Source organism: uncultured Streptococcus sp. (assembly GCF_963536705.1).
Taxonomy (GTDB): domain Bacteria; phylum Bacillota; class Bacilli; order Lactobacillales; family Streptococcaceae; genus Streptococcus.
In genome coordinates this window covers 1-20,744 of the sequence record NZ_CAUTAP010000024.1, presented here as the reverse complement: position 1 = coordinate 20,744, position 20,744 = coordinate 1, and the positions used below count along the sequence as shown (strand labels likewise).

The 20,744-nt window shown below is 44.1% G+C and carries 20 protein-coding genes and 1 pseudogene; 15 read left to right on the top strand and 6 right to left on the bottom strand.

Going from position 1 to position 20,744, the window contains the following annotated elements; translation table 11 throughout:
• A pseudogene (locus tag RWX26_RS11020) lies at positions 1 to 71 on the top strand (FanG protein); the annotation flags it as partial.
• 90 nt (positions 72 to 161) lie between these two features.
• Here the strand turns inward: RWX26_RS11020 and rpmG are convergent.
• Positions 162 to 311 (bottom strand): 50S ribosomal protein L33, encoded by a 150-nt coding sequence (rpmG, locus tag RWX26_RS11015; RefSeq protein WP_001265622.1) that lies wholly within the window; start codon positions 309 to 311, stop codon positions 162 to 164.
• Between the two features lie 15 nt (positions 312 to 326).
• Positions 327 to 509 carry a 50S ribosomal protein L32 gene (gene rpmF, locus RWX26_RS11010; RefSeq protein WP_002907528.1) on the bottom strand — a complete coding sequence of 61 codons (183 nt, stop codon included), beginning with the start codon at positions 507 to 509 and terminating at the stop codon, positions 327 to 329.
• A gap of 289 nt (positions 510 to 798) precedes the next feature.
• Between rpmF and ilvD the strand changes: the two genes are divergently transcribed.
• Positions 799 to 2,502 carry a dihydroxy-acid dehydratase gene (gene ilvD / locus RWX26_RS11005; RefSeq protein ID WP_314581728.1) on the top strand — a complete coding sequence of 568 codons (1,704 nt, stop codon included), beginning with the start codon at positions 799 to 801 and terminating at the stop codon, positions 2,500 to 2,502.
• Between the two features lie 84 nt (positions 2,503 to 2,586).
• Here ilvD and RWX26_RS11000 read toward each other — a convergent pair whose 3' ends face one another.
• Positions 2,587 to 2,928, bottom strand: a complete 342-nt coding sequence (locus RWX26_RS11000) for a metal-sulfur cluster assembly factor (RefSeq protein WP_125445902.1) — start codon at positions 2,926 to 2,928, stop codon at positions 2,587 to 2,589.
• A gap of 180 nt (positions 2,929 to 3,108) precedes the next feature.
• Here RWX26_RS11000 and hisS point away from each other — a divergent pair, with 180 nt between their 5' ends.
• The 7 genes from hisS to RWX26_RS10965 all read left to right on the top strand — a co-directional run bounded on the left by hisS (position 3,109) and on the right by RWX26_RS10965 (position 10,651).
• A complete protein-coding gene (gene hisS, locus RWX26_RS10995; RefSeq protein ID WP_314581723.1) occupies positions 3,109 to 4,389 on the top strand; it encodes a histidine--tRNA ligase in 1,281 nt (426 codons plus the stop codon).
• Positions 4,390 to 4,515: 126 nt separating this feature from the next.
• Positions 4,516 to 5,385, top strand: a complete 870-nt coding sequence (locus tag RWX26_RS10990; RefSeq protein ID WP_314581720.1) for a hypothetical protein — start codon at positions 4,516 to 4,518, stop codon at positions 5,383 to 5,385.
• A 136-nt stretch (positions 5,386 to 5,521) separates the two neighbouring features.
• Positions 5,522 to 5,734 carry a hypothetical protein gene (locus RWX26_RS10985; RefSeq protein WP_125332153.1) on the top strand — a complete coding sequence of 71 codons (213 nt, stop codon included), beginning with the start codon at positions 5,522 to 5,524 and terminating at the stop codon, positions 5,732 to 5,734.
• Positions 5,735 to 5,903: 169 nt separating this feature from the next.
• Positions 5,904 to 7,658, top strand: coding sequence for an aspartate--tRNA ligase (aspS, locus tag RWX26_RS10980; protein WP_314581716.1), 1,755 nt, complete (start codon positions 5,904 to 5,906; stop codon positions 7,656 to 7,658).
• A complete protein-coding gene (locus RWX26_RS10975) occupies positions 7,645 to 8,580 on the top strand; it encodes a YitT family protein (protein ID WP_314581714.1) in 936 nt (311 codons plus the stop codon). The genes aspS and RWX26_RS10975 overlap by 14 nt, the downstream gene beginning before the upstream one ends.
• Positions 8,581 to 8,762: 182 nt before the next feature.
• Complete coding sequence (locus tag RWX26_RS10970) at positions 8,763 to 10,040, top strand: MATE family efflux transporter (protein ID WP_314581711.1); 1,278 nt, start codon at positions 8,763 to 8,765, stop codon at positions 10,038 to 10,040.
• On the top strand, positions 10,037 to 10,651 hold the full coding sequence (locus RWX26_RS10965) for an HAD-IA family hydrolase (protein WP_125407890.1): 615 nt from the start codon (positions 10,037 to 10,039) through the stop codon (positions 10,649 to 10,651). The genes RWX26_RS10970 and RWX26_RS10965 overlap by 4 nt, the downstream gene beginning before the upstream one ends.
• 47 nt (positions 10,652 to 10,698) lie before the next feature.
• On the opposite strand, the gene RWX26_RS10960 is transcribed toward RWX26_RS10965, so the two are convergent.
• Positions 10,699 to 11,175, bottom strand: coding sequence for a YcxB family protein (locus RWX26_RS10960; protein ID WP_314581706.1), 477 nt, complete (start codon positions 11,173 to 11,175; stop codon positions 10,699 to 10,701).
• Positions 11,176 to 11,253: 78 nt separating this feature from the next.
• Positions 11,254 to 11,796 carry a histidine phosphatase family protein gene (locus tag RWX26_RS10955; protein WP_314581746.1) on the bottom strand — a complete coding sequence of 181 codons (543 nt, stop codon included), beginning with the start codon at positions 11,794 to 11,796 and terminating at the stop codon, positions 11,254 to 11,256.
• 98 nt (positions 11,797 to 11,894) lie between these two features.
• Between RWX26_RS10955 and polA the strand changes: the two genes are divergently transcribed.
• From polA to RWX26_RS10935, 4 genes are all read left to right on the top strand, one after another.
• Positions 11,895 to 14,537 (top strand): DNA polymerase I, encoded by a 2,643-nt coding sequence (polA, locus tag RWX26_RS10950; RefSeq protein WP_314581703.1) that lies wholly within the window; start codon positions 11,895 to 11,897, stop codon positions 14,535 to 14,537.
• 273 nt (positions 14,538 to 14,810) lie between these two features.
• Positions 14,811 to 15,248: a CoA-binding protein gene (locus RWX26_RS10945; protein WP_314581700.1), complete on the top strand. Its 438-nt coding sequence runs from the start codon at positions 14,811 to 14,813 to the stop codon at positions 15,246 to 15,248.
• Positions 15,245 to 15,742 (top strand): kinase, encoded by a 498-nt coding sequence (locus tag RWX26_RS10940; protein ID WP_314581743.1) that lies wholly within the window; start codon positions 15,245 to 15,247, stop codon positions 15,740 to 15,742. Before RWX26_RS10945 ends, RWX26_RS10940 begins: the two co-directional genes overlap by 4 nt.
• Positions 15,743 to 15,873: 131 nt before the next feature.
• Positions 15,874 to 17,319, top strand: a complete 1,446-nt coding sequence (locus tag RWX26_RS10935; RefSeq protein WP_314581698.1) for an AbiH family protein — start codon at positions 15,874 to 15,876, stop codon at positions 17,317 to 17,319.
• A gap of 192 nt (positions 17,320 to 17,511) precedes the next feature.
• Here the strand turns inward: RWX26_RS10935 and RWX26_RS10930 are convergent, their stop codons facing one another.
• Positions 17,512 to 18,372 (bottom strand): DUF975 family protein, encoded by an 861-nt coding sequence (locus tag RWX26_RS10930; RefSeq protein ID WP_314581695.1) that lies wholly within the window; start codon positions 18,370 to 18,372, stop codon positions 17,512 to 17,514.
• Positions 18,373 to 18,524: 152 nt separating this feature from the next.
• Here RWX26_RS10930 and tgt point away from each other — a divergent pair, with 152 nt between their 5' ends.
• Positions 18,525 to 19,667, top strand: coding sequence for a tRNA guanosine(34) transglycosylase Tgt (tgt, locus tag RWX26_RS10925; RefSeq protein ID WP_314581692.1), 1,143 nt, complete (start codon positions 18,525 to 18,527; stop codon positions 19,665 to 19,667).
• A 25-nt stretch (positions 19,668 to 19,692) separates the two neighbouring features.
• Positions 19,693 to 20,331, top strand: a complete 639-nt coding sequence (locus tag RWX26_RS10920; protein WP_314581689.1) for a phosphoribulokinase — start codon at positions 19,693 to 19,695, stop codon at positions 20,329 to 20,331.
• The last annotated feature ends 413 nt before the right edge of the window (positions 20,332 to 20,744 follow it).

The following is a 20,744-nucleotide window of genomic DNA, read 5'->3' as shown; positions in this document are numbered from 1 at the left end:
TAGCAGGGCTTAACTTCAATATCCAGATGATATATTTATCTAAAAAAGGTAGAGAAAAAGGTAGAGTTTGAATTGAAATACAGTGCAATATATCGCATTTGGCAAAAAGAAAAAACGCTTGAAATCAGCGTTTTTCTTCTGTATTGATTCGTATTGAATGCTTACTTCACTTCTGTAAACACAACGTGCTTGCGAAGTTTTGGTGAGTATTTCTTCAATTGAAGACGGTCTGGTGTGTTGCGTTTGTTTTTAGAAGTAAGGTACAAGCGTTCACCAGATTCTTTGTGTTCAAGTGTGATATTTACGCGCATGGTAGCTCCCTTCTATTATTCTTCTGCAGCAGCTTTGGCAATCTTACGGCCCTTGTAGTATCCTTTAAGGGATACACGGTGAGAGCGTGAGTAATCACCAGTAGTTTCGTCAAAAGTTACAGTTGGAGCTGTCACTTTGTAGTGAGTGCGGCGTTTGTTTTTCTTCGCTTTGGAAGTGCGACGTGCAGGTACTGCCATTGTTTGTTTCTCCTTTTAGATTGTGAATTCGATTCAATTTGATGATTTTCATCAACTTTAACAGTATAACAAAACTTTTTTGTAAAGTAAAGTTACTTGACAGATTTTTTTCTTCTTTTTGAAACACCCCTGAGCTTCTAGTTGTCTTCTTTTTGCTTGATAGGCAAAAGTTTCAAATCCACCTCTATATTTTCCCAATCTTCTGAAAATTTAAAAATTTTCCTCTGTAAAATGCAGCCTAAGTGTGGTATAATAAAGCACAAAGATTACAGCAATGAAAGGGAAAGATATGACAGATAAGGACATTCGTCACAGAAGTAAGATTTATGACAGTATGGTTAAATCTCCTAACCGTGCCATGCTTCGCGCGACGGGGATGACTGATAAAGATTTTGAAACGCCTATTGTTGGGGTGATTTCCACTTGGGCGGAAAATACACCTTGTAACATCCATTTGCATGACTTGGGCAAGCTGGCCAAGGAAGGCATTAAAGCAGAGGGCGCTTGGCCTGTTCAGTACGGGACTATTACGGTTGCGGACGGGATTGCCATGGGGACGCCAGGGATGCGCTTCTCTCTGACCTCACGCGACATCATCGCAGACTCCATCGAGGCTGCAATGGGTGGGCATAACGTGGATGCCTTTGTAGCTATCGGGGGCTGTGATAAAAATATGCCAGGCTCCATGATTGCCATTGCTAATATGGATATTCCTGCTGTCTTTGCCTACGGCGGAACAATTGCACCGGGGAATCTGGACGGCAAGGATATTGACTTGGTTTCAGTCTTTGAAGGAATCGGAAAATGGAATCATGGTGACTTGACAGCTGAGGAAGTGCGGCGCATTGAGTGTAATGCCTGCCCTGGCCCTGGTGGCTGTGGCGGTATGTATACGGCCAATACTATGGCGACGGCTATTGAAGTTCTGGGCATGAGCCTGCCAGGTTCTTCTTCTCACCCTGCTGAGTCTAAAGACAAGCAAGAGGATATCGAAGCAGCTGGCCGTGCCGTCGTGAAAATGCTGAAAATGGGGCTGAAGCCGTCTGATATCTTGACACGTGAAGCCTTTGAAGATGCAATCACAGTGACCATGGCTCTAGGCGGTTCTACCAATGCTACTCTGCACTTGCTGGCCATGGCGCATGCGGCCAATGTTGAGCTGACGCTTGATGACTTTAATGTCATTCAAGAGAAGGTACCGCATTTGGCTGACTTGAAACCGTCCGGTCAGTATGTCTTCCAAGACCTTTATGAGGTTGGTGGAGTGCCGGCTGTGATGAAGTATCTATTGGCGAACGGCTTCCTGCATGGTGACCGCATTACTTGTACAGGTAAGACGGTAGCGGAAAACCTGGAGGAATTTGCTGATCTGACACCAGGTCAAAAGGTCATTATGCCGCTTGAAAATCCAAAACGTGCAGACGGTCCGCTTATCATCTTGCATGGTAATCTGGCTCCAGATGGTGCTGTTGCTAAGGTTTCTGGTGTTAAAGTACGCCGTCACGTGGGACCGGCTAAGGTCTTTGACTCAGAAGAAGCTGCTATTGATGCGGTACTGGCCGATGAAGTAGTCGATGGCGATGTGGTTGTAGTTCGTTACGTTGGACCAAAGGGTGGCCCTGGTATGCCAGAAATGCTGTCACTTTCTTCTATCATCGTAGGGAAAGGTCAAGGAGACAAGGTAGCCCTTCTAACAGACGGTCGCTTCTCAGGTGGTACTTACGGCTTGGTTGTCGGACACATTGCTCCAGAAGCCCAGGATGGTGGCCCGATTGCCTATCTCCGTACAGGCGATATGGTCACGGTTGACCAAGATACCAAGGAAATTACCATGGCTGTCTCTGACCAAGAGCTGGCGAAACGTCAGGCAGAAACGACTATTCCACCGCTTTATAGTCGCGGGGTACTTGGTAAATATGCTCACATGGTATCCTCTGCCGCTAAAGGTGCTGTTACTGACTTCTGGAAACCAGAAGAAACCGGCAAGAAATAGCCTATATATGAAAAAAAAGAACCCGCTAGTTTTTCTAGCGGGTTTGGTGTTTTTGTTTTAAATGCTGATAAACGAATCATCTTCTTATCTAGGACTGATTCCCAAGGCAATGCGACCGAAGCGGCTGATACGGGTGATTTTCCAAGCAGGAGACCAAGTAACCTCGACAGAGGCACTTTCAATCTCATCTATTTTTTTAAGAGAGTCCATAATGGCGATGGGCAGACTCTCAGCACAGTCACAGGCTGTATCAGTAAAGGTCATAACAACCTTGCAGTGGGCATTTTCGTCTAAGTTAATTTCATAAATCAGCCCTAAGTTATAGACATCCAGCTCTACATCCGGATCGTAAATACGCTCGAGCTTCTCCACCAATTTATCCTGAATTGCAGCTGCTCGGTCATTGATTTTGATATCGTCTCTCATGGCTATCCCCTTCTATCTGACTTGAATTGTTTTTATTTTCTCACAATTCAGACTTTTTTTCAAGCTATTTTGGAACATGAAAACGGATTTAGTTCTGCCAAACGAAAAATCCCTTTCGGACTCCTCAAAATGGGGGACTTATGATAGAATATAAGTACTAAAGAAGGCGGAGGTCAGAAGATGAAATTACAAAAACCTAAAGGAACTCAGGACATTCTTCCTCAAGAATCAGCCAAGTGGCAGTATGTAGAAGACTTTGCCCGCAAGACATTTAAAAAATACAATTACGGCGAAATCCGCACGCCGATTTTTGAGCACTATGAGGTCATCAGCCGCTCGGTCGGGGATACGACAGACATTGTGACCAAGGAAATGTATGACTTCTATGACAAGGGCGACCGCCATATTACTCTGCGTCCAGAGGGAACAGCACCCGTGGTGCGTTCTTATGTGGAGAATAAGCTTTTTGCTCCTGAAGTGCAAAAGCCTGTCAAAGTCTACTATATGGGCTCTATGTTCCGCTATGAGCGGCCTCAGGCTGGCCGTCTGCGGGAATTTCACCAGATTGGAGCAGAGTGTTTTGGCTCTAGCAACCCTGCTACAGATGTGGAAATGATTGCTATGGCAGCTCAATTTTTCAAGGATATCGGCATTACCAATGTCAGCTTGGAGCTTAACTCGCTGGGGAATCCTGAGAGCAGAGCTGCTTACCGTCAGGCCTTGATTGATTATCTGACTCCACTGAAGGCTAGTCTCTCAGCAGATAGCCAACGTCGCTTGGAGGAGAATCCGCTGCGTGTGCTGGATTCTAAGGAACCCGAAGACAAGGCGGCAGTAGAAGGTGCACCGTCTATTCTGGACTATCTGGATGAGGAGAGTAGTACTTACTTTGCGGCCGTTCGCTCCATGCTGGAGACCTTGCAGATTCCTTATATTATCAATACCAACATGGTCCGTGGCTTGGACTACTACAATCACACAATTTTCGAATTTACGACAGAGGTGGCTGGCAGTCAGCTGACTATTTGTGCTGGCGGCCGTTATGATGGGCTGGTGGCTTACTTTGGTGGCCCTGAAACGCCAGGTGTTGGCTTTGGTATGGGCTTAGAACGCCTACTTCTCGTACTTGACAAGCAAGGAGTAGAGCTGCCGATTGAAACCGCTCTGGATGTTTATGTAGCTGTTTTAGGAGCTGGTGCCAATGGCAGAGCTTTGGAGTTAGTGCAGGCTCTCCGCGCACAAGGATTTGCGGCAGAAAGAGATTATCTAGACCGCAAGCTCAAGGCTCAGTTTAAGTCGGCTGATATCTTTAAAGCCAAAACTCTTATCACCTTGGGTGAAAGCGAAGTGGAGAGCGGTCAGGTGACTGTTAAGAACAATTATAATCGTGAGGAGATTACTGTTAGCCTAGACCAAATCCAAGAAAACTATCAGCGTATTTTTGAAAAATTGGGGTTTTAAGCAAAGTATATAATTTTGTTTTACAAAGAGAATGTTACAGTTTTGTCACAGGGATATGATATAAAGCAACAAGTGGATAATATTTTGGTATAATAGTCATATTCTATTAATTTAAAAGGAGAAACAATGAGAAAAATCCTTAAATTTGGTGTATTGCCTGCCTGTGTTCTTTTGCTTGGAGCTTGCTCAATGCTACCAAAGTCAGAGAAGAAAAAATCAGAAGATATGAAGACAGAGCAATCATCTTCATCCTCATCTGAGAAAGAAACGAATGAAAAGCGAATTGAGAAAGATGCCGATATCATTCTGCGAGCAGTCTTTACAGATCATTCTTCAGGTTTTACAACCTTAATGGGGACTTCTGTTGACAAATGGAAGAAAGGAATTTCTCAAGCCTACGTAGACGAAAACATATCCAAATATACGCCAGAAGAAGATTATACTATTGATTTAAAGACTGAATCATTTACTCCATCAAAAACATTAGAGTTGTTTGATCAGGCTCGCTTTAAAGTCTTGGCAACTATTGGGGATGACTTCGAGATTACTGGTGTTGAGGATGATGAAGAGACTGCAACAGTAACATTTAAGTCTCGTGCTATTGCAACTCGTGATTTGGCAAATGTGATTAATCTTGCTAAAGCGAGTCTCTTTGAAAATGGAATTGAAGATGTAAAAGAGTTGGAAGATTCGACTAATCCAGATCTTGAAAAACGTCTAGCTCTACTTAATAACTTCCTTTTCTACTATGCCTTTGATCGTATGAATGAGGACTTTGGTTACATTGAACCTCGTGAGTTTACAATGGAGTTAACTAAAACAAAGGAAGGTCGCTACATTCTTACTGATGAGAGCTTCCTTGAATTACGGAAATCTATTTTTGTGAATGAGTATTCGTCTAATGATGCTGAAACACGTAAAGGTAATAAAACAACTGATTCTGGGTCAAAATCTGACTCAAGTTCATCTTCATCATCTGATAAATCAAAGATTTAATTTATTTAGCTAAGGATTCTCCTTAGCTTTTTGAATCCAGCTCTGATGTTAGATCTATTTTTAGGTTTCTATAAACAAATTTGTTTATAGAAACCCAGATGGCTTATGCTATAATAGTCTATAGAAAGTTGAGGGAATGATGAAGAAAATATTATTGGTGGTTGTGGTACAGGGCTTGGCTATCTTTGTGATTACAGGGCTGCTTTGTTATTTTATGCGGGGGGATTTTTTCTTCCGTGCTTTGGCGCCGATTTTTGGTCTGGCAGCGGGAGTTTTTCGCTTCGTGACGGCCATGGTGACAAAAGCATTTGCGCCTAGTCTCTATGAGGATCGCAAGAAAAAGGAATAATCTATAGAGTAGACAGTGGGTCTGGGGTCTTTGCCTCAGGCCTTTTGTCACAACTGTCAGCATTAGTCATGTGAAGCTTTAATATTTTTCAGAAAAAGAATGGATAGAAGGGCTTTCTTAGGCGCTTTGTGGTAAAATAGTAACAGAATTAAAAATTTGGAGAGTAAAGATGAAACGTTCTATGTATGCTGGGCGTGTTCGCAAGGAGCATGTTGGTCAGGAAATCACTTTAAAGGGCTGGGTAGCCCGCCGTCGGGATTTGGGCGGTCTGATTTTCATTGATTTGCGCGACCGCGAAGGCATTATGCAGCTAGTCATCAATCCTGAGACAGTGGCTGCAGAGATCATGACGACAGCAGAAAGCCTGCGCAGTGAGTATGTGCTGGAAGTGACAGGTAAGGTGGCTGCGCGTGAGCAGGCCAATGACAAGCTGGCGACAGGAAGCGTGGAGCTACATGTGGAAAGCCTGACTGTCTTAAATACAGCCAAGACGACGCCTTTTGAAATCAAAGACGGCATCGAGGTGAATGACGATACGCGGTTGCGCTACCGTTATCTGGACTTGCGCCGGCCAGAGATGCTGGAAAACTTCAAGCTCCGTGCCAAGGTCACTCACTCTATCCGCAATTATCTAGATGAGTTGGAGTTTCTTGATGTGGAAACACCTTTCCTATCTAAGTCAACGCCGGAAGGAGCGCGTGATTACTTAGTGCCTAGCCGGGTTCATCAGGGGCATTTTTACGCTCTGCCACAAAGTCCGCAGATTACCAAGCAGCTCTTGATGAACGCTGGTTTTGACCGTTATTACCAGATTGTTAAATGCTTCCGTGACGAGGACTTGCGTGGTGACCGTCAGCCAGAGTTTACTCAGGTGGACTTGGAGACTTCTTTCTTGTCTGATCAGGAGATTCAGGACATTACAGAGGGCTTGATTGCTCGTGTTATGAAGGAGACCAAAGGTATTGAGGTTTCTCTGCCTTTCCCTCGTATGAAGTATGATGATGCCATGGCTCTTTATGGGGTTGATAAGCCTGATACTCGTTTTGAGATGTTGTTGCAGGACTTGACAGAGCTTGTCAAGGGAGTTGACTTCAAGGTCTTTTCAGAAGCTCCAGCTGTCAAGGCAATCGTGGTGAAAAATGCTGCAGATAAATACTCTCGTAAGGATATCGATAAGCTGACAGAGCAAGCGAAACAGCATGGTGCTAAGGGTCTTGCTTGGGTGAAAGTGGCTGATGGTGAGCTGACTGGTCCAGTTGCTAAGTTCTTGACAGACTTGACAAGTCAATTGACAGAGGCTTTACAGCTTGAAAATAATGACCTAATTCTCTTTGTGGCTGATACTTTGGAAGTGGCAAACGCTGCTTTGGGAGCTCTTCGTGTACGCTTGGCCAAAGAGCTGGACTTGATTGACCAAGATACATTTAACTACCTTTGGGTGGTGGACTGGCCCATGTTTGAATGGTCAGAAGAAGAGGGGCGCTACATGAGTGCCCACCATCCTTTTACCCTGCCTCAGAAAGATTCTGAGCAAGAGCTGGAAGGCGACCTGAGCAAGGTGCGGGCTGTGGCCTATGATATCGTCCTCAATGGCTATGAACTGGGCGGCGGCAGTCTTCGGATCAACCAGAAAGACTTGCAGGAGCGGATGTTCAAGGCACTTGGCTTCTCAGCTCAAGAAGCTGCTGAGCAGTTTGGCTTCCTTTTGGAGGCTATGGACTATGGTTTTCCACCGCATGGTGGCTTGGCTCTGGGCTTGGACCGCTTTGTGATGCTCTTGGCTGGTGAAGAAAATATCCGCGAAGTCATCGCCTTTCCGAAAAATAATAAGGCTTCTGATCCAATGACACAGGCACCTAGTCCAGTGTCGGTAGCTCAACTAGAGGAATTAAGTTTACAAGTGGAAGCACATGAAGAAGACTAATTTTTACAAACTCTTTCGCTATTATGTCCGCAGGTTTGCTTATAATTTTAAGATTTTGCGGTCTTTAAAGAGTATCTCACGTGAGAAGTACGATGAGAAGATTTCCGCCTCGCTTGTCTATGGCTTTTTGTCAGCTGTCGCAGTTAATTTCTTCTTTCAGCCGGGGCATGTTTATTCCAGCGGGGCGACTGGTCTGGCGCAGGTCATTACTGCCCTCAGTACTCGTTTCTTAGGTTTTACCATTCCGGTTTCTGTGACTTTTTACGCCATCAATATTCCGCTGATGATCCTGGCCTGGTACCAGATTGGGCATAAGTTTACCATTTTCACCTTTATCACGGTTACCATGAGCTCACTTTTTATCCAGTTTGTGCCAGAAGTGACCTTGACTGATAATCCTATTATCAACGCCCTTTTCGGCGGTGTGGTCATGGGAACGGGGATTGGCTTTGCCCTTAAGTCCAGCATTTCGAGCGGTGGAACTGATATTGTCAGTCTGACTGTTCGAAAAAAAACGGGCAGGAATGTCGGGAATATTTCCTTGATTGTTAATGGAATTATTATGCTGATTGCGGGTCTGACCTTTGGCTGGGAGTATGCGCTGTACTCCATGATTACTATTTTTGTGTCTAGCCGAGTGACGGATGCGGTCTTTACCAAGCAGAAACGCATGCAGGCTATGATTATCACCAGCCATCCGGACAAGGTGATTGATAAGATTCACAACAAGCTGCATCGTGGGGCGACAGTAATCCATGGCGCTGAGGGAACTTATAATCATGAGAAAAAAGCTGTTCTGGTGACGGTTATCACCCGAGCTGAGTTTAATGAATTCAAGCAAATCATGAAACATACAGATCCAGCTGCCTTCGTTTCCGTCGCAGATAATGTCCATATCTTGGGACTCTTTGTTGAGGAGTGAAGATATTCATTAAGCTTGGGAATGCGAAGTAGTATAGTGTGGGAGTTTGTGCTTAAAACGAGCTTTTGTGATAGGAGATTCATATGCGGTAGGACAATAGTCCCACCGCTTTCTATTCTCTATGATGGAGGGTGGAAATCTTAAGTAAGAAAGGATATACAAATGCAGGAGATTTTCAGACAATGACGACTTATAAAAAAATCATGAATATCGCCTTGCCGGCTATGGCGGAGAATTTTTTGCAGATGCTCATGGGAATGGTCGACAGCTATCTGGTGGCCAGTCTTGGGCTGATTGCAATCTCTGGTGTCTCGGTGGCCGGCAACATCATTACGATTTATCAGGCGATCTTTATCGCGCTGGGGGCTGCTATTTCCAGTCTCATCTCCAAGACTCTGGCTCAGGGGGACAAGGAGCGTCTGGCCTATCATACAGCTGAGGCTATCAAGCTGACGCTGCTTCTGAGTCTTCTGCTAGGCCTCGTTTCCCTACTCTTTGGCAGGCAGATGCTGGACCTTCTGGGGACGGAAAAGGCGGTGGCTGAAGCAGGCGGTCTATATCTGGCTCTGGTTGGTGGGACTATTGTTCTGCTTGGCTTGATGACTTCCTTTGGGGCTCTAGTGCGGGTTACGCGCAATCCTAGATTTCCCATGTATGTCAGTCTTCTGACCAATGTCCTCAATGCTCTCTTTTCCGGTCTGGGGATTTACGTCTTTCGGCTTGGTATTATCGGTGTAGCGTTGGGGACGGTGCTGGCTCGTTTGGTCGGTGTGCTGATTCTCTGGCGGGAGCTGGATTTGTCCACAATTCGCTGGCGCTGGGGCTTAGATGGAGAGCTCTTGCGCCTGTCTCTGCCAGCTGCTGGAGAGCGGCTCATGATGCGGGCAGGTGATGTAGTTATTATCGCCATTGTGGTCGTCTTTGGGACAGACGCAGTAGCGGGGAATGCCATCGGTGAAGTCCTGACTCAGTTTAACTATATGCCAATCTTTGGGGTCGCAACAGCAACAGTCATGCTGGTAGGCCATGCAGTAGGTGAGGGAGATATGAAAGAGGTCGGTCTGATTCGTCAGCGGACCTTCTGGCTGTCTTTTGCTTGCATGCTGCCCGTGGCTCTAGGAATTTTCGTTTTTGGTCGGCCACTGACCTTGCTCTATACGGACAATAGCGGAGCTATCACAGCCAGTCTTTCAGTCATGCTTTTCTCCCTGCTGGGAACTCCCATGGCAGTCGGAACCGTGATTTACACAGCTATCTGGCAGGGTCTGGGCAATTCCAGACTGCCCTTTTATGCCACGACTGTTGGCATGTGGCTGATTCGCATTATTGCCGGTTACTTGCTGGGTGTGACCTTTGGCTTGGGTCTGCCAGGGGTCTGGACTGGGATGCTCTTGGACAATGGCTTCCGCTGGCTATTTTTAAAGGTTTTATTTGACAGAAAAATGAGGGAATTCACATGACAAAAGCGTTTATTTGGGATTTGGACGGCACCTTGCTGGACTCCTACGATGCTATTTTGGCAGGAATTGAAGAAACCTATGCTCACTATGGTCTAGACTTCGACAGGGCGAGTATTCACAGCTATATCCTAAAGCACTCTGTCCAGAAACTCTTGGAAAAAGTGGCATCTGAGAAAGGGCTGGACGCTGCTGAGATGAATGCCTTCCGTGGGGCAAGCCTAAAGGAGAAAAATGCTCAGGTCCATCTGATGGAAGGAGCTGCGGAGATACTGGCCTGGGCTGAAGAGCAGGGCATTGCCCAGTTCGTCTATACCCATAAAGGAATCAATGCCCATCAAATTTTGCAAGACTTGGACATTCATGACTATTTTACAGAAATCATCACAACAGCCAACGGCTTTGAGCGCAAGCCCCACCCAGAAGGGGTTGACTATCTGCTCGAGAAATATGGTCTGGATAAGCAGAAGACCTACTATATCGGCGATCGGACGCTGGACGTGGATGTTGCAGTCAACAGTGGCATCCAGAGCATTAACTTCTGTGACTACCGACCGGAAATCAATCAGAAAATAGAGAAGTTGGTGGATATCAAGCAACTATTTACAAGATAAAAAGCAGACTAGAACTGATCTACTGTCAGTCTAGCCTGCTTTTTCTTTTACATATGCTCAATGTGAAGTTCTAGCAAGAACTCAAGAGCCTCGGGAGAACAGTTTTCTTTTTCAATTGCGAAACCAGTGCTCTCCCCTATTAAGATATAAAAATCTTGCTTTGTCATAATGATCTTGACAATATCATCATAGGTATAGCGAAATTCTCCGCGTTTACTCTGAGCTACAAAAGCCTCTCTGTCAAATATCAGAGTGACCTCCATGTTCTGAAATAAAGGATTTTTTTGATAAGCCCTCTTTATCTTATAATTCATGCCAAAATAGTACATAGAGGCGAAAATGGGGGGAGCCAATATGATAGATATTATCTTTTCCTCTAATGGGCCGAGCATTACGTAGGTGAACAGCCCGATTATCAGTATGATTATGTATAATACAAATCCTTTTCGTCGCACGAGAATAGCCCATGAAAATCTTTTATAAACTTCTTCAGTCATAAGAGTTGTAATACGGATTGGAAACATCTTTTACCTCCAGTTTTTATTATTATAACACATAAGAGCGATAAGATTTAGCCGAGCCTTGCTAGGCGATACCATCTTTTATGGGAGGTGAGTGATTTTTTCGTTTTTACCTAAAACTAGCACATTTGGCATGCTTAGGTTGCGCCAGAAGTTATAATCAATGTTGGAGTCAAACGTACTTAGTAAAATGCAGATAAGGTTACCATGAGAGCTAATAATAATCTCTTCGTCTTGATGCTTGCTTTCCAGTTCATGAAGCAGAGCTAAGGCTCGCTGTTGAGCTTGTTGATTAGACTCGCCACCGACAAGTGAAAATGTCGACTGTGACCAAAGTTGCATGAGGCATTGTTCAAAATCTTGGTCAGCAATTGCTTGACTGCTTAGCTTTCGCTCTATTAGTCGTTTGTCGGTTTGAATAGCGAGCTTCAGACTCTGAGCCAAAGGCTCAACCGTTTGGATGGCTCTTCGGTAAGGACTGGAATAAATGGCGGTAATGGGTTTGTCTGCTAAAAATTCAAGCTGTGCCAAGGATTCTCGCCCTTTGTCTGATAATGGTCGGTTGATTTCATCAGGTGTATAGTTAGAATGCGCATGACGGATAAAATAGTAGGTGTTGTTCATAAAATGATTATAGCAAAATTTAAATCTCAATTCATTTTCTACCTATTTTCCACGCCGCCTTTTCTGTCTTTGTCCGCCTTTCGTGTTATAATAAACCTATGGAAAATAAGAATAAGTTATTATTAATCGACGGTTCGTCCGTTGCTTTTCGCGCTTTTTTTGCGCTTTATAATCAAATTGACCGTTTCAAGAGTCCATCGGGCCTGCATACCAATGCCATTTATGGCTTCCACCTCATGCTCAATCATCTCTTGGAGCGCGTGCAGCCGACTCATGTCCTAGTAGCTTTTGATGCTGGCAAGACGACCTTCCGGACCGAGATGTACGCCGACTATAAGGCAGGTCGGGCCAAGACACCGGATGAATTTCGTGAACAGCTGCCCTTTATCCGAGAAATGCTGAAGCACCTAGGCATTCACTTCTATGACTTAGCTCAGTATGAGGCGGATGACATTATCGGGACCTTGGACAAGATGGCTGAAAAGACAGCTGTGCCTTACGATGTGACCATTGTCAGCGGCGATAAAGACTTGATTCAGCTGACGGATGATAATACTGTGGTGGAGATTTCCAAGAAAGGCGTGGCTGAGTTTGAGGAATTTACCCCAGCCTACCTCATGGAAAAGATGGGCATCACGCCAGAGCAGTTCATTGACCTTAAGGCGCTGATGGGCGATCAGTCGGATAATATCCCCGGCGTGACCAAGATTGGTGAGAAGACTGGTCTCAAGCTCCTCTTGGAGTATGGTTCTTTGGAAAATCTCTATGAAAACATTGACCAGCTCAAGGCTTCCAAGATGAAGGAAAATCTGATCAATGACAAGGACAAGGCCTTTTTATCTAAAACTCTAGCTACTATCAATACTCAGGCTCCGATTGAAATCGGACTGGATGATTTGGTTTATAAGGGTCCTCAGATAGAGACCCTGAGCAAGTTCTATGACGAGATGGGCTTCAAGCAGCTCAAGGCTCAGCTAGGAACTGGTCAAGATCCGGTAGAAGTCAAACCAATTGAATTTACCAAAGTGACTGAGGTGACAGCAGATATGCTGGCACCAGAGCAGTTCTTCTATTTTGAAATCTTGGGTGACAACTACCACAAGGAAGAGATTGTCGGCCTTGCCTGGGGCGATAGCCGTCAGATTTATGTCGGCTCCAGCGATTTACTACAGCAACCTCTCTTTCAGGAGTTTTTGACAAAAACAGCTCTGAAAACCTACGACCTCAAGCGGGCCAAGGTATTGCTCAGTCATTATGGTATCGAACTGCCAGTAGCAGCCTTTGATGCGCGCCTAGCCAAGTATCTGCTTTCGACGGTAGAGGATAATGAGCTGGCGACTATTGCCCGGCTCTACGGCCAAACAATCCTGCCGACGGATGATGAGGTTTATGGCAAGGGGGCCAAGCGTGCTCTGCCGGAGCAAGAGCAGCTCTTTGAGCATCTAGCTCGTAAGGTTCAGGTACTGCTGGAAACAGAAGAGCCAATGCAAGAACAGCTTCGCGCCCACGATCAGCTGGATTTGTTGCTTGAAATGGAGCAGCCGCTGGCCTTTGTCCTAGCCAAGATGGAGATTGCGGGGATCAAGGTTGAGCGGGAAACCCTGCAGGGCATGCAGGCGGAAAATGAAAAGACGCTGGGAAGTCTGACTCAGGAGATTTATGATCTGGCTGGTCAGGAGTTTAATATTAACTCACCGAAACAGCTGGGAACTATTCTCTTTGAGGATATGGGGCTGCCGCTGGAGTACACCAAAAAGACCAAGACGGGCTACTCGACAGCGGTGGATGTACTGGAGCGTTTAGCACCGATAGCACCGATTGTGTCTAAGATTCTGGAATATCGTCAAATCAGCAAGCTTCAGTCCACTTATATCATCGGCCTGCAGGAGGCGATAGCGGCTGACGGTAAGATTCACACTCGCTATGTTCAGGATTTGACTCAGACTGGCCGCCTGTCCTCGGTTGACCCAAACCTGCAGAATATCCCCGTTCGTTTGGAGCAGGGGCGCCTCATTCGCAAGGCCTTTGTGCCAGAGTGGGCAGACAGTGTGCTTCTCAGTTCGGATTATTCCCAGATTGAGCTGCGGGTGCTGGCTCATATTTCGCAGGACGAGCATCTGATTGCTGCCTTTCAGCATGGAGAAGATATTCACACGGCTACAGCCATGCGGGTCTTTGGTATTGAAAAGGCAGAGGATGTGACACCTAATGACCGTCGCAATGCCAAGGCTGTCAACTTCGGAGTAGTTTATGGAATTTCCGACTTCGGACTGGCCAATAATTTGGGAATTTCCCGCAAGGCTGCCAAGGACTACATTGAGACCTATTTTGAGCGTTTCCCTGGTATCAAGAATTATATGGAAACCATCGTTCGCGAAGCGCGTGATAAAGGCTATGTAGAGACCATTTATCATCGCCGCCGCTCCTTGCCGGACATCAATTCCCGCAACTTTAACATCCGAAATTTTGCGGAGCGCACAGCTATTAACAGCCCGATCCAGGGCTCCGCCGCAGACATTCTCAAAGTCGCTATGATTAATCTGGATCGAGCTCTGACAGAGAAAAATTTCAAGTCTCGCATGCTCTTGCAGGTTCACGATGAAATCGTGCTAGAAGTGCCAGCTGACGAGCTAACAGCCGTCCGCCAGCTAGTCAAAGAAACCATGGAGGCTGCGATTAAGCTGGCCGTTCCACTAGTGGCTGATGAAAATGCCGGCCAAACTTGGTACGAGGCGAAGTAAGATAAGATACAAAGAGCGCCAAAACCGACTGAAAATTAGGAATCCGGACGAAGGAGTCATGATCCTAGAACGGATTATCTATTTTCCAAGGTTTTAGCTCGTGTTCAGTTTAAGATATCAAGGGCGTAAAACACAAAGTGAAAATAGAAAGCTGACACAGCGTTCGATGACTGCGAGGAAGCTTGTCTTTTTCACACGGTACTTAGACTAGATTCTGTTAAAACATGAATACTACAAAACTATCCAACTTTATTATGAATGAGGAGGAAGCCTATGACATATCATTTTCAAAATCCCAGTGATGCAATCGTCAAGCATTATTTGAACAACAGCAAGGTGATTGCTGTTGTCGGACTGTCTGACCGCGAAGAAACGACCAGCAACCGTGTGTCCAAGGAGATGCAGGAGCGAGGCTATCGCATTATCCCTGTCAATCCGCGGGCAGCAGGCAGTCAGATTTTTGGTGAGACTGTTTATGCCAGTCTCAAAGATATTCCTTTCCCGGTGGATATTGTCGATGTATACCGTCGCAGTGAGTTTTTGCCAGATGTGGCACTGGATTTTCTGCAGTCGGATGCCAAGATTTTCTGGGTTCAGTTGGGCTTGGAGAGTGAGGAGGCTGAGCAGATTTTGCGGGCAGCCGGTCGGGATGATATTGTCATGGACCGCTGTATTAAACGCGAGCATACTCGCTTGATTCTGGGCGAATAATAGTCATCATTCGTGGAAATTCCGGCTCTGGAAAGTCTAGTCTCGCCGGGAAACTGCAGACTCACTACGGCCGAGGGACTCTCTTGATTGCGCAGGATACTGTTAGACGAGACATGCTCAAGGAAAAAGTCGAGCCTGGAAATTTGTCTATTGACCTGACGGAGACACTGGCTCGTTTTGGTTATGACCACGATTTACTGGTCTTGGTAGAAGGGTTTTATGAGACAGACATTTACGGACAGATGCTAGAGCGGTTGAAAAAACTCTTCGCTCCGCAGGTCTTTGCTTACTACTATGACCTATCCTTTGAAGAAACAGTCCGCCGCCATCAGACTAGAGCTAAACAAGAAGAATTTACCCCAGCCGACATGAAGCGCTGGTGGAAAGACAGAGACTTCTTGGGTTGGGAAGAGGAAGCCTTTTTCACAGATGAGGATTCACTAGAGGCAGCCTTTGACAAAATCTGCTCTGCCCTTGACAAGACAGAAATATAATAGTAAATAAAAAAACAACTCACAAGCTTAGGACAAGGAGTTCAAATAAAACTATTTATAATAGAGCATAATAGAAGAAAAATAAGAACATATAAAAAGTTCAATGTACAGTATACCAGAAAGTGACTTAAATGAATAATTCTAATAAGGAAATGCAATTATTAAAAGCTTTAGCAGGGGAAAATGAGTATTTAGAACAGCTTATTGTCCTTGGCAATGGATTTGATCTTGCTTGCGGATTGAAATCATCTTATTCAGATTTTTTTGATTATATTTTTAGCAAAAAATCTCTTCAAAAAAATTATTGGTATAAAGTTTTTAATTATTCTAATAGAGACAATAGCAATAAGGATAATAATTGGACCGATATAGAATCGAGAATTCTTATGGAACTTCAGATTCTAGAGTTTTTATTTGATTTTAACATACTTCAAGATGTAAAGAAAGAAATTGAAAATGATGAATCCATATTAGCTGATTTTCATATGATAAGACACAAGGATAGTAATGATATAGATCAATTAGTAAGTGAAGTTTCTAGAGCGACTGATTTACATAATAAAATTTATAATCCACTCAGCACAAATTTAAAATACGAAAATTTAAATTTTCATTCCATTGTTTTTACTGCTTCTATTCTTTTATTAGATGCATATGATTTTATCTCTTCTATTGAGGATGTACATCAATTTGTAAAAAATGAACTTACAAAATTAGAAGCAGACTTTAAAAATTTTCTTGAAGAACAAATTAATTCTGCATATCGCGATTGTTATTTGGAAATTGACTCGAATTCACAAGTTAAGCACCGACTTCAAAACTATTTTTGGAAAACAAGTTGTTTAATTTCGTACCTCATAAACAGTTCAGTACCGGTATCTTCTCAATTTAAACCACTAATTTTAAATCAAGAAGCAGACGACGAGGAAGAGGATCATATCCCAGATTTAGAAGTTTTCTATAATTTTTGGAAGCGTACTTACTCAAATTTTCAAACGAAAATTAACTTGGATTTTATAAAAGATACCAAATCTAGTTTTTTTATTTCCAATTATATCCTTTCATTCAACTATACTAACCCTTTTCACGATAATTATGATATTTCTCATAGCTCATATATAAGAAATATTCATGGTGACTTAGATTCTAATAATTTGATTTTCGGCATTGACTATGACAAATTGAATAGTCATTTCGATACACCACCTATCAAATTTTCAAAATCTTATCGTATTCTAGAAAACGATACAACTTCTTCTTTTAATATTACTCCTAGGATTAAGATTGTTAAATTTTATGGCCACGGATTAGGTGCTGCAGATTATGCGTATTTTCAGTCTATTTTCGATACAGTAGATTTATATCACGGGACCACAAAATTAATTTTCTTCTGGTCTACATATAAAGGAGCAGATAAAGATTTCCTTTACAAAGAGCAAGTAAAGAAAGTTGTTAACTTAATCGAAGAATATGGTTCAACTTTTACCAACCAAAATCATGGCAGAAATTTATTAACAAAATTACAGCTTGAAGATCGATTGGTTATAAAAGAGATAAAATCTATTGAGAATCTATAAAGTCACAAATTATTACTAGATTATAATAGTAGCACCTATTGTGTATTAGGTGCTTTTTGTATCTATCCCTAAATAATCGAAATATGTAGAATATCTTCAATCTGAATCAATCTACAACCGTCAGTTGTCCTATCAGATATTGCTTTTGTCAATAAGTTTTTAATTTCGCCAATTACAGTGATTTTTCGAGTCCTATGCCTGTGGGTTATTTTCTTTTGAGATTGCTTTTTCTTTTTTCAATTCCTCGTAAAAGAGAATGTAAGCAGTCGCTGTATAAGGGAGAACTATAAAATTCAGCAAGCCGTAAGTTAATCTGGCCAATAAATTCCAGCCGATGAAGCTCAGATTAAGCATAAAAAGCTTTCCTTTATAGCCTTTCATTAGCTTCCGGCTTTGACGGATAGCATAGAAAGCTCCCTGGTAACTCCCAGCCTCAAGCTGGTCATAGAGGATGAACTCTGCTTGAGCATAGGCATAGTACTGAGGGATGGCAATACCTAAGCCAGTGAATATCAAGAGGGTTCCCAGTAACATACCAGGGGTGTATTGAAGAATCTGCTGGCCTGCAGCACTTTGAGCCGTCACCACCGTATTGGCTGGGATTTTTTCCGAAATAGAGAGGATTTTATAAGCATTAAATATTGCTAGAAGACTCCCGCAGAACATAGGAATATTCCAAAGAAAAATCAGCAGCTGTTTGAGCAAAACCGTCTTAAAGACAGGTGTGAAAGTCTTGCTGGTAAAAAGCTGGCCAATATCTGAAAAGTTGACATCATCCTTTGTCTTACGAAGAACCTTCATCATGGTGTAGCTGGCAGAGAGCAGTAGCAAAGTCAAGATAAACTGGATGGTTGTTGGGAAAAGATTTTTGCTAATGAGAAGATAGATGGACTGGCTAAAAGTTAGGCTGGGAATGGAATCTCTTAGATTGTCATTAAGGGAAAGTAAGATGCTGAGGATGCTGACAAGAGTTGGGGCCGCAAACAAAAGAAAAATCCCTCTCGTTTGGCTGCGGACGGTACGAGCCTGAGCTCTGATGTGACTTAGATTCATAATTCCTCCATTTGGATTTGTCTGTTACATTATATCATACCCCGTGACAGATAGAAGTTTTTTTGGTAAAATCATACGGTATCTTGTGAGCTATTGTTGCTCATCATATAGAAGAAAAATCGCTGGGACTGTTTTTCCCAGCAGGAGGAAACATGTCAACATCACCGATTCAGTATCGTTTGATTAAAAAAGAAAAGCACACAGGTGCTCGTTTGGGAGAGATTATCACGCCTCACGGGACTTTCCCGACGCCTATGTTTATGCCGGTTGGCACTCAAGCGACGGTCAAGACCCAGTCACCAGAAGAGCTCAAGCAAATGGGTTCAGGGATTATCTTGTCCAATACTTACCACCTCTGGCTGCGGCCAGGCGATGAGCTGATTGCCCGTGCAGGTGGCCTGCACAAGTTCATGAACTGGAACCAACCTATTCTGACGGATAGTGGAGGTTTTCAGGTCTATTCTCTAGCTGACAGCCGTAATATCACAGAAGAAGGGGTAACTTTCAAGAACCACCTCAATGGTTCCAAGATGTTCCTGTCGCCAGAAAAGGCCATCTCCATCCAGAACAATCTAGGCAGTGACATTATGATGTCCTTTGATGAATGCCCGCAGTTCTACCAGCCCTATGATTATGTTAAGAAGTCCATTGAGCGGACTAGCCGTTGGGCAGAGCGTGGACTCAAGGCCCACAGCCGTCCACACGACCAAGGTCTCTTTGGTATTGTTCAGGGTGCTGGATTTGAAGATTTGCGCCGCCAGTCTGCTCAAGACTTGGTCAGCATGGATTTCCCAGGCTACTCAATCGGAGGACTGGCAGTTGGTGAGTCTCACGAAGAGATGAATGCCGTGCTGGACTTCACAACTCCTATGCTGCCTGAAAACAAGCCTCGCTATCTCATGGGAGTTGGAGCGCCAGATAGCTTGATTGACGGGGTTATCCGTGGTGTGGATATGTTTGACTGCGTCCTGCCGACCCGGATTGCCCGAAACGGTACCTGTATGACCAGCGAAGGACGTCTGGTTGTTAAAAATGCCCAGTTTGAGGAAGATTCCACGCCGCTGGACCATGACTGTGACTGCTACACTTGCAGCAACTATACGAGGGCCTATATCCGCCACTTGCTTAAAGCGGACGAGACCTTTGGCATCCGCCTGACCAGCTATCATAATCTCTACTTCTTGGTAAACCTTATGAAGAAAGTCCGCCAAGCTATCATGGATGACAACCTGCTGGAATTCCGCGAAGACTTTATTGAGCGCTACGGCTACAATAAATCCAGCCGAAATTTCTAAGAATCTCCATTTGAAAGGAGAAGCCATGTCTGATGAAGAGAAATTGCTGAAAAGATTGACAGCGTATCTGTCAGGCGACCAAAACCATACCCTGCGTATTTACGGTCACGGTGCTTCGGGGAAGTCAACTTTTGCTCGAAAACTCCAGCTAGCCTTGGGTGAGGACCGAGCCAATCTGTTGGAAACAGATCCTTATGTAATTACTGGAGAGTATCGAGATTTGCTCAGTTCCAAAGATTTTCCTCATCAAAAAGTCACAGCCTGCCTCCCAGCCGTTCATGAACTCGGGAGTCTGGAGCGAGATATTTGTGCCTTGCAGTCTGGTCTGGATATTCTGACCATTGGCACAGCTTGGTCGCCTAGCTTGCGATTATCAGCCCAAAAGCCTATTCTGATAGTAGAAGGTATGTCGGCTGCCTTTTTGCCTGAAAGTTTGTTTGATTTGTCGCTTTGCTTTTACACGGACGATCAGACTGAGTTAGAACGACGCTTGGCAAGAGATGTGGCTGTGCGAGAGCGCAGGCCAGAGTGGATAGAGCAGACGCATCTGGCTCGACGAGAGCAATATAGGCACTTTTATCAGCCCTATCTAGCGGCTGCAGACCTTGTCATCTGCCAGTTGGGCAACAGCTTTCTCATCGAGAAGGACAGCCCTTTGCTATAAAACAAAGTAGCTAAGAGTAAATTTTCGTTTCTAATCTCACTGATGTGCGTCAGTGAGATTTTGTATTTTCTGAATACAAACTCGAATAAATAGGTTAAAAGTCTAAATTTTCTTCTCTATAATGATTTACAAGACTTATAAATTGTTTAGAAAACACATTCATAAAAAAATATCCTAAAAATCTTTAAAAAATTACTCAAATCCCTTGCAATGACTGGTTCTTTGTGTTAAGATACTATGGTGCTGTAAAAATACAGTGTGTAGCTTTGATGCAAGAGGTTGCGACACGCTCGGTTGCATTGCCACGCAATCACCTGTCGGTTTTCTTGTGGAGCTAGCCTATTATCTTAAATAGACGAAAAGGAGAAAAAGATGGCAAACAAAAAAATCCGCATCCGTTTGAAAGCTTACGA

What these genes read in the sequence shown, in the direction of transcription:
- rpmG (WP_001265622.1), bottom strand. Translation starts at nt 311, where the DNA reads ATGCGCGTAAATATCACACTTGAACACAAAGAATCTGGTGAACGCTTG.
- rpmF (WP_002907528.1), bottom strand. Translation starts at nt 509, where the DNA reads ATGGCAGTACCTGCACGTCGCACTTCCAAAGCGAAGAAAAACAAACGC.
- ilvD (WP_314581728.1), top strand. Translation starts at nt 799, where the DNA reads ATGACAGATAAGGACATTCGTCACAGAAGTAAGATTTATGACAGTATG.
- RWX26_RS11000 (WP_125445902.1), bottom strand. Translation starts at nt 2,928, where the DNA reads ATGAGAGACGATATCAAAATCAATGACCGAGCAGCTGCAATTCAGGAT.
- hisS (WP_314581723.1), top strand. Translation starts at nt 3,109, where the DNA reads ATGAAATTACAAAAACCTAAAGGAACTCAGGACATTCTTCCTCAAGAA.
- RWX26_RS10990 (WP_314581720.1), top strand. Translation starts at nt 4,516, where the DNA reads ATGAGAAAAATCCTTAAATTTGGTGTATTGCCTGCCTGTGTTCTTTTG.
- RWX26_RS10985 (WP_125332153.1), top strand. Translation starts at nt 5,522, where the DNA reads ATGATGAAGAAAATATTATTGGTGGTTGTGGTACAGGGCTTGGCTATC.
- aspS (WP_314581716.1), top strand. Translation starts at nt 5,904, where the DNA reads ATGAAACGTTCTATGTATGCTGGGCGTGTTCGCAAGGAGCATGTTGGT.
- RWX26_RS10975 (WP_314581714.1), top strand. Translation starts at nt 7,645, where the DNA reads ATGAAGAAGACTAATTTTTACAAACTCTTTCGCTATTATGTCCGCAGG.
- RWX26_RS10970 (WP_314581711.1), top strand. Translation starts at nt 8,763, where the DNA reads ATGACGACTTATAAAAAAATCATGAATATCGCCTTGCCGGCTATGGCG.
- RWX26_RS10965 (WP_125407890.1), top strand. Translation starts at nt 10,037, where the DNA reads ATGACAAAAGCGTTTATTTGGGATTTGGACGGCACCTTGCTGGACTCC.
- RWX26_RS10960 (WP_314581706.1), bottom strand. Translation starts at nt 11,175, where the DNA reads ATGTTTCCAATCCGTATTACAACTCTTATGACTGAAGAAGTTTATAAA.
- RWX26_RS10955 (WP_314581746.1), bottom strand. Translation starts at nt 11,796, where the DNA reads ATGAACAACACCTACTATTTTATCCGTCATGCGCATTCTAACTATACA.
- polA (WP_314581703.1), top strand. Translation starts at nt 11,895, where the DNA reads ATGGAAAATAAGAATAAGTTATTATTAATCGACGGTTCGTCCGTTGCT.
- RWX26_RS10945 (WP_314581700.1), top strand. Translation starts at nt 14,811, where the DNA reads ATGACATATCATTTTCAAAATCCCAGTGATGCAATCGTCAAGCATTAT.
- RWX26_RS10935 (WP_314581698.1), top strand. Translation starts at nt 15,874, where the DNA reads ATGAATAATTCTAATAAGGAAATGCAATTATTAAAAGCTTTAGCAGGG.
- RWX26_RS10930 (WP_314581695.1), bottom strand. Translation starts at nt 18,372, where the DNA reads ATGAATCTAAGTCACATCAGAGCTCAGGCTCGTACCGTCCGCAGCCAA.
- tgt (WP_314581692.1), top strand. Translation starts at nt 18,525, where the DNA reads ATGTCAACATCACCGATTCAGTATCGTTTGATTAAAAAAGAAAAGCAC.
- RWX26_RS10920 (WP_314581689.1), top strand. Translation starts at nt 19,693, where the DNA reads ATGTCTGATGAAGAGAAATTGCTGAAAAGATTGACAGCGTATCTGTCA.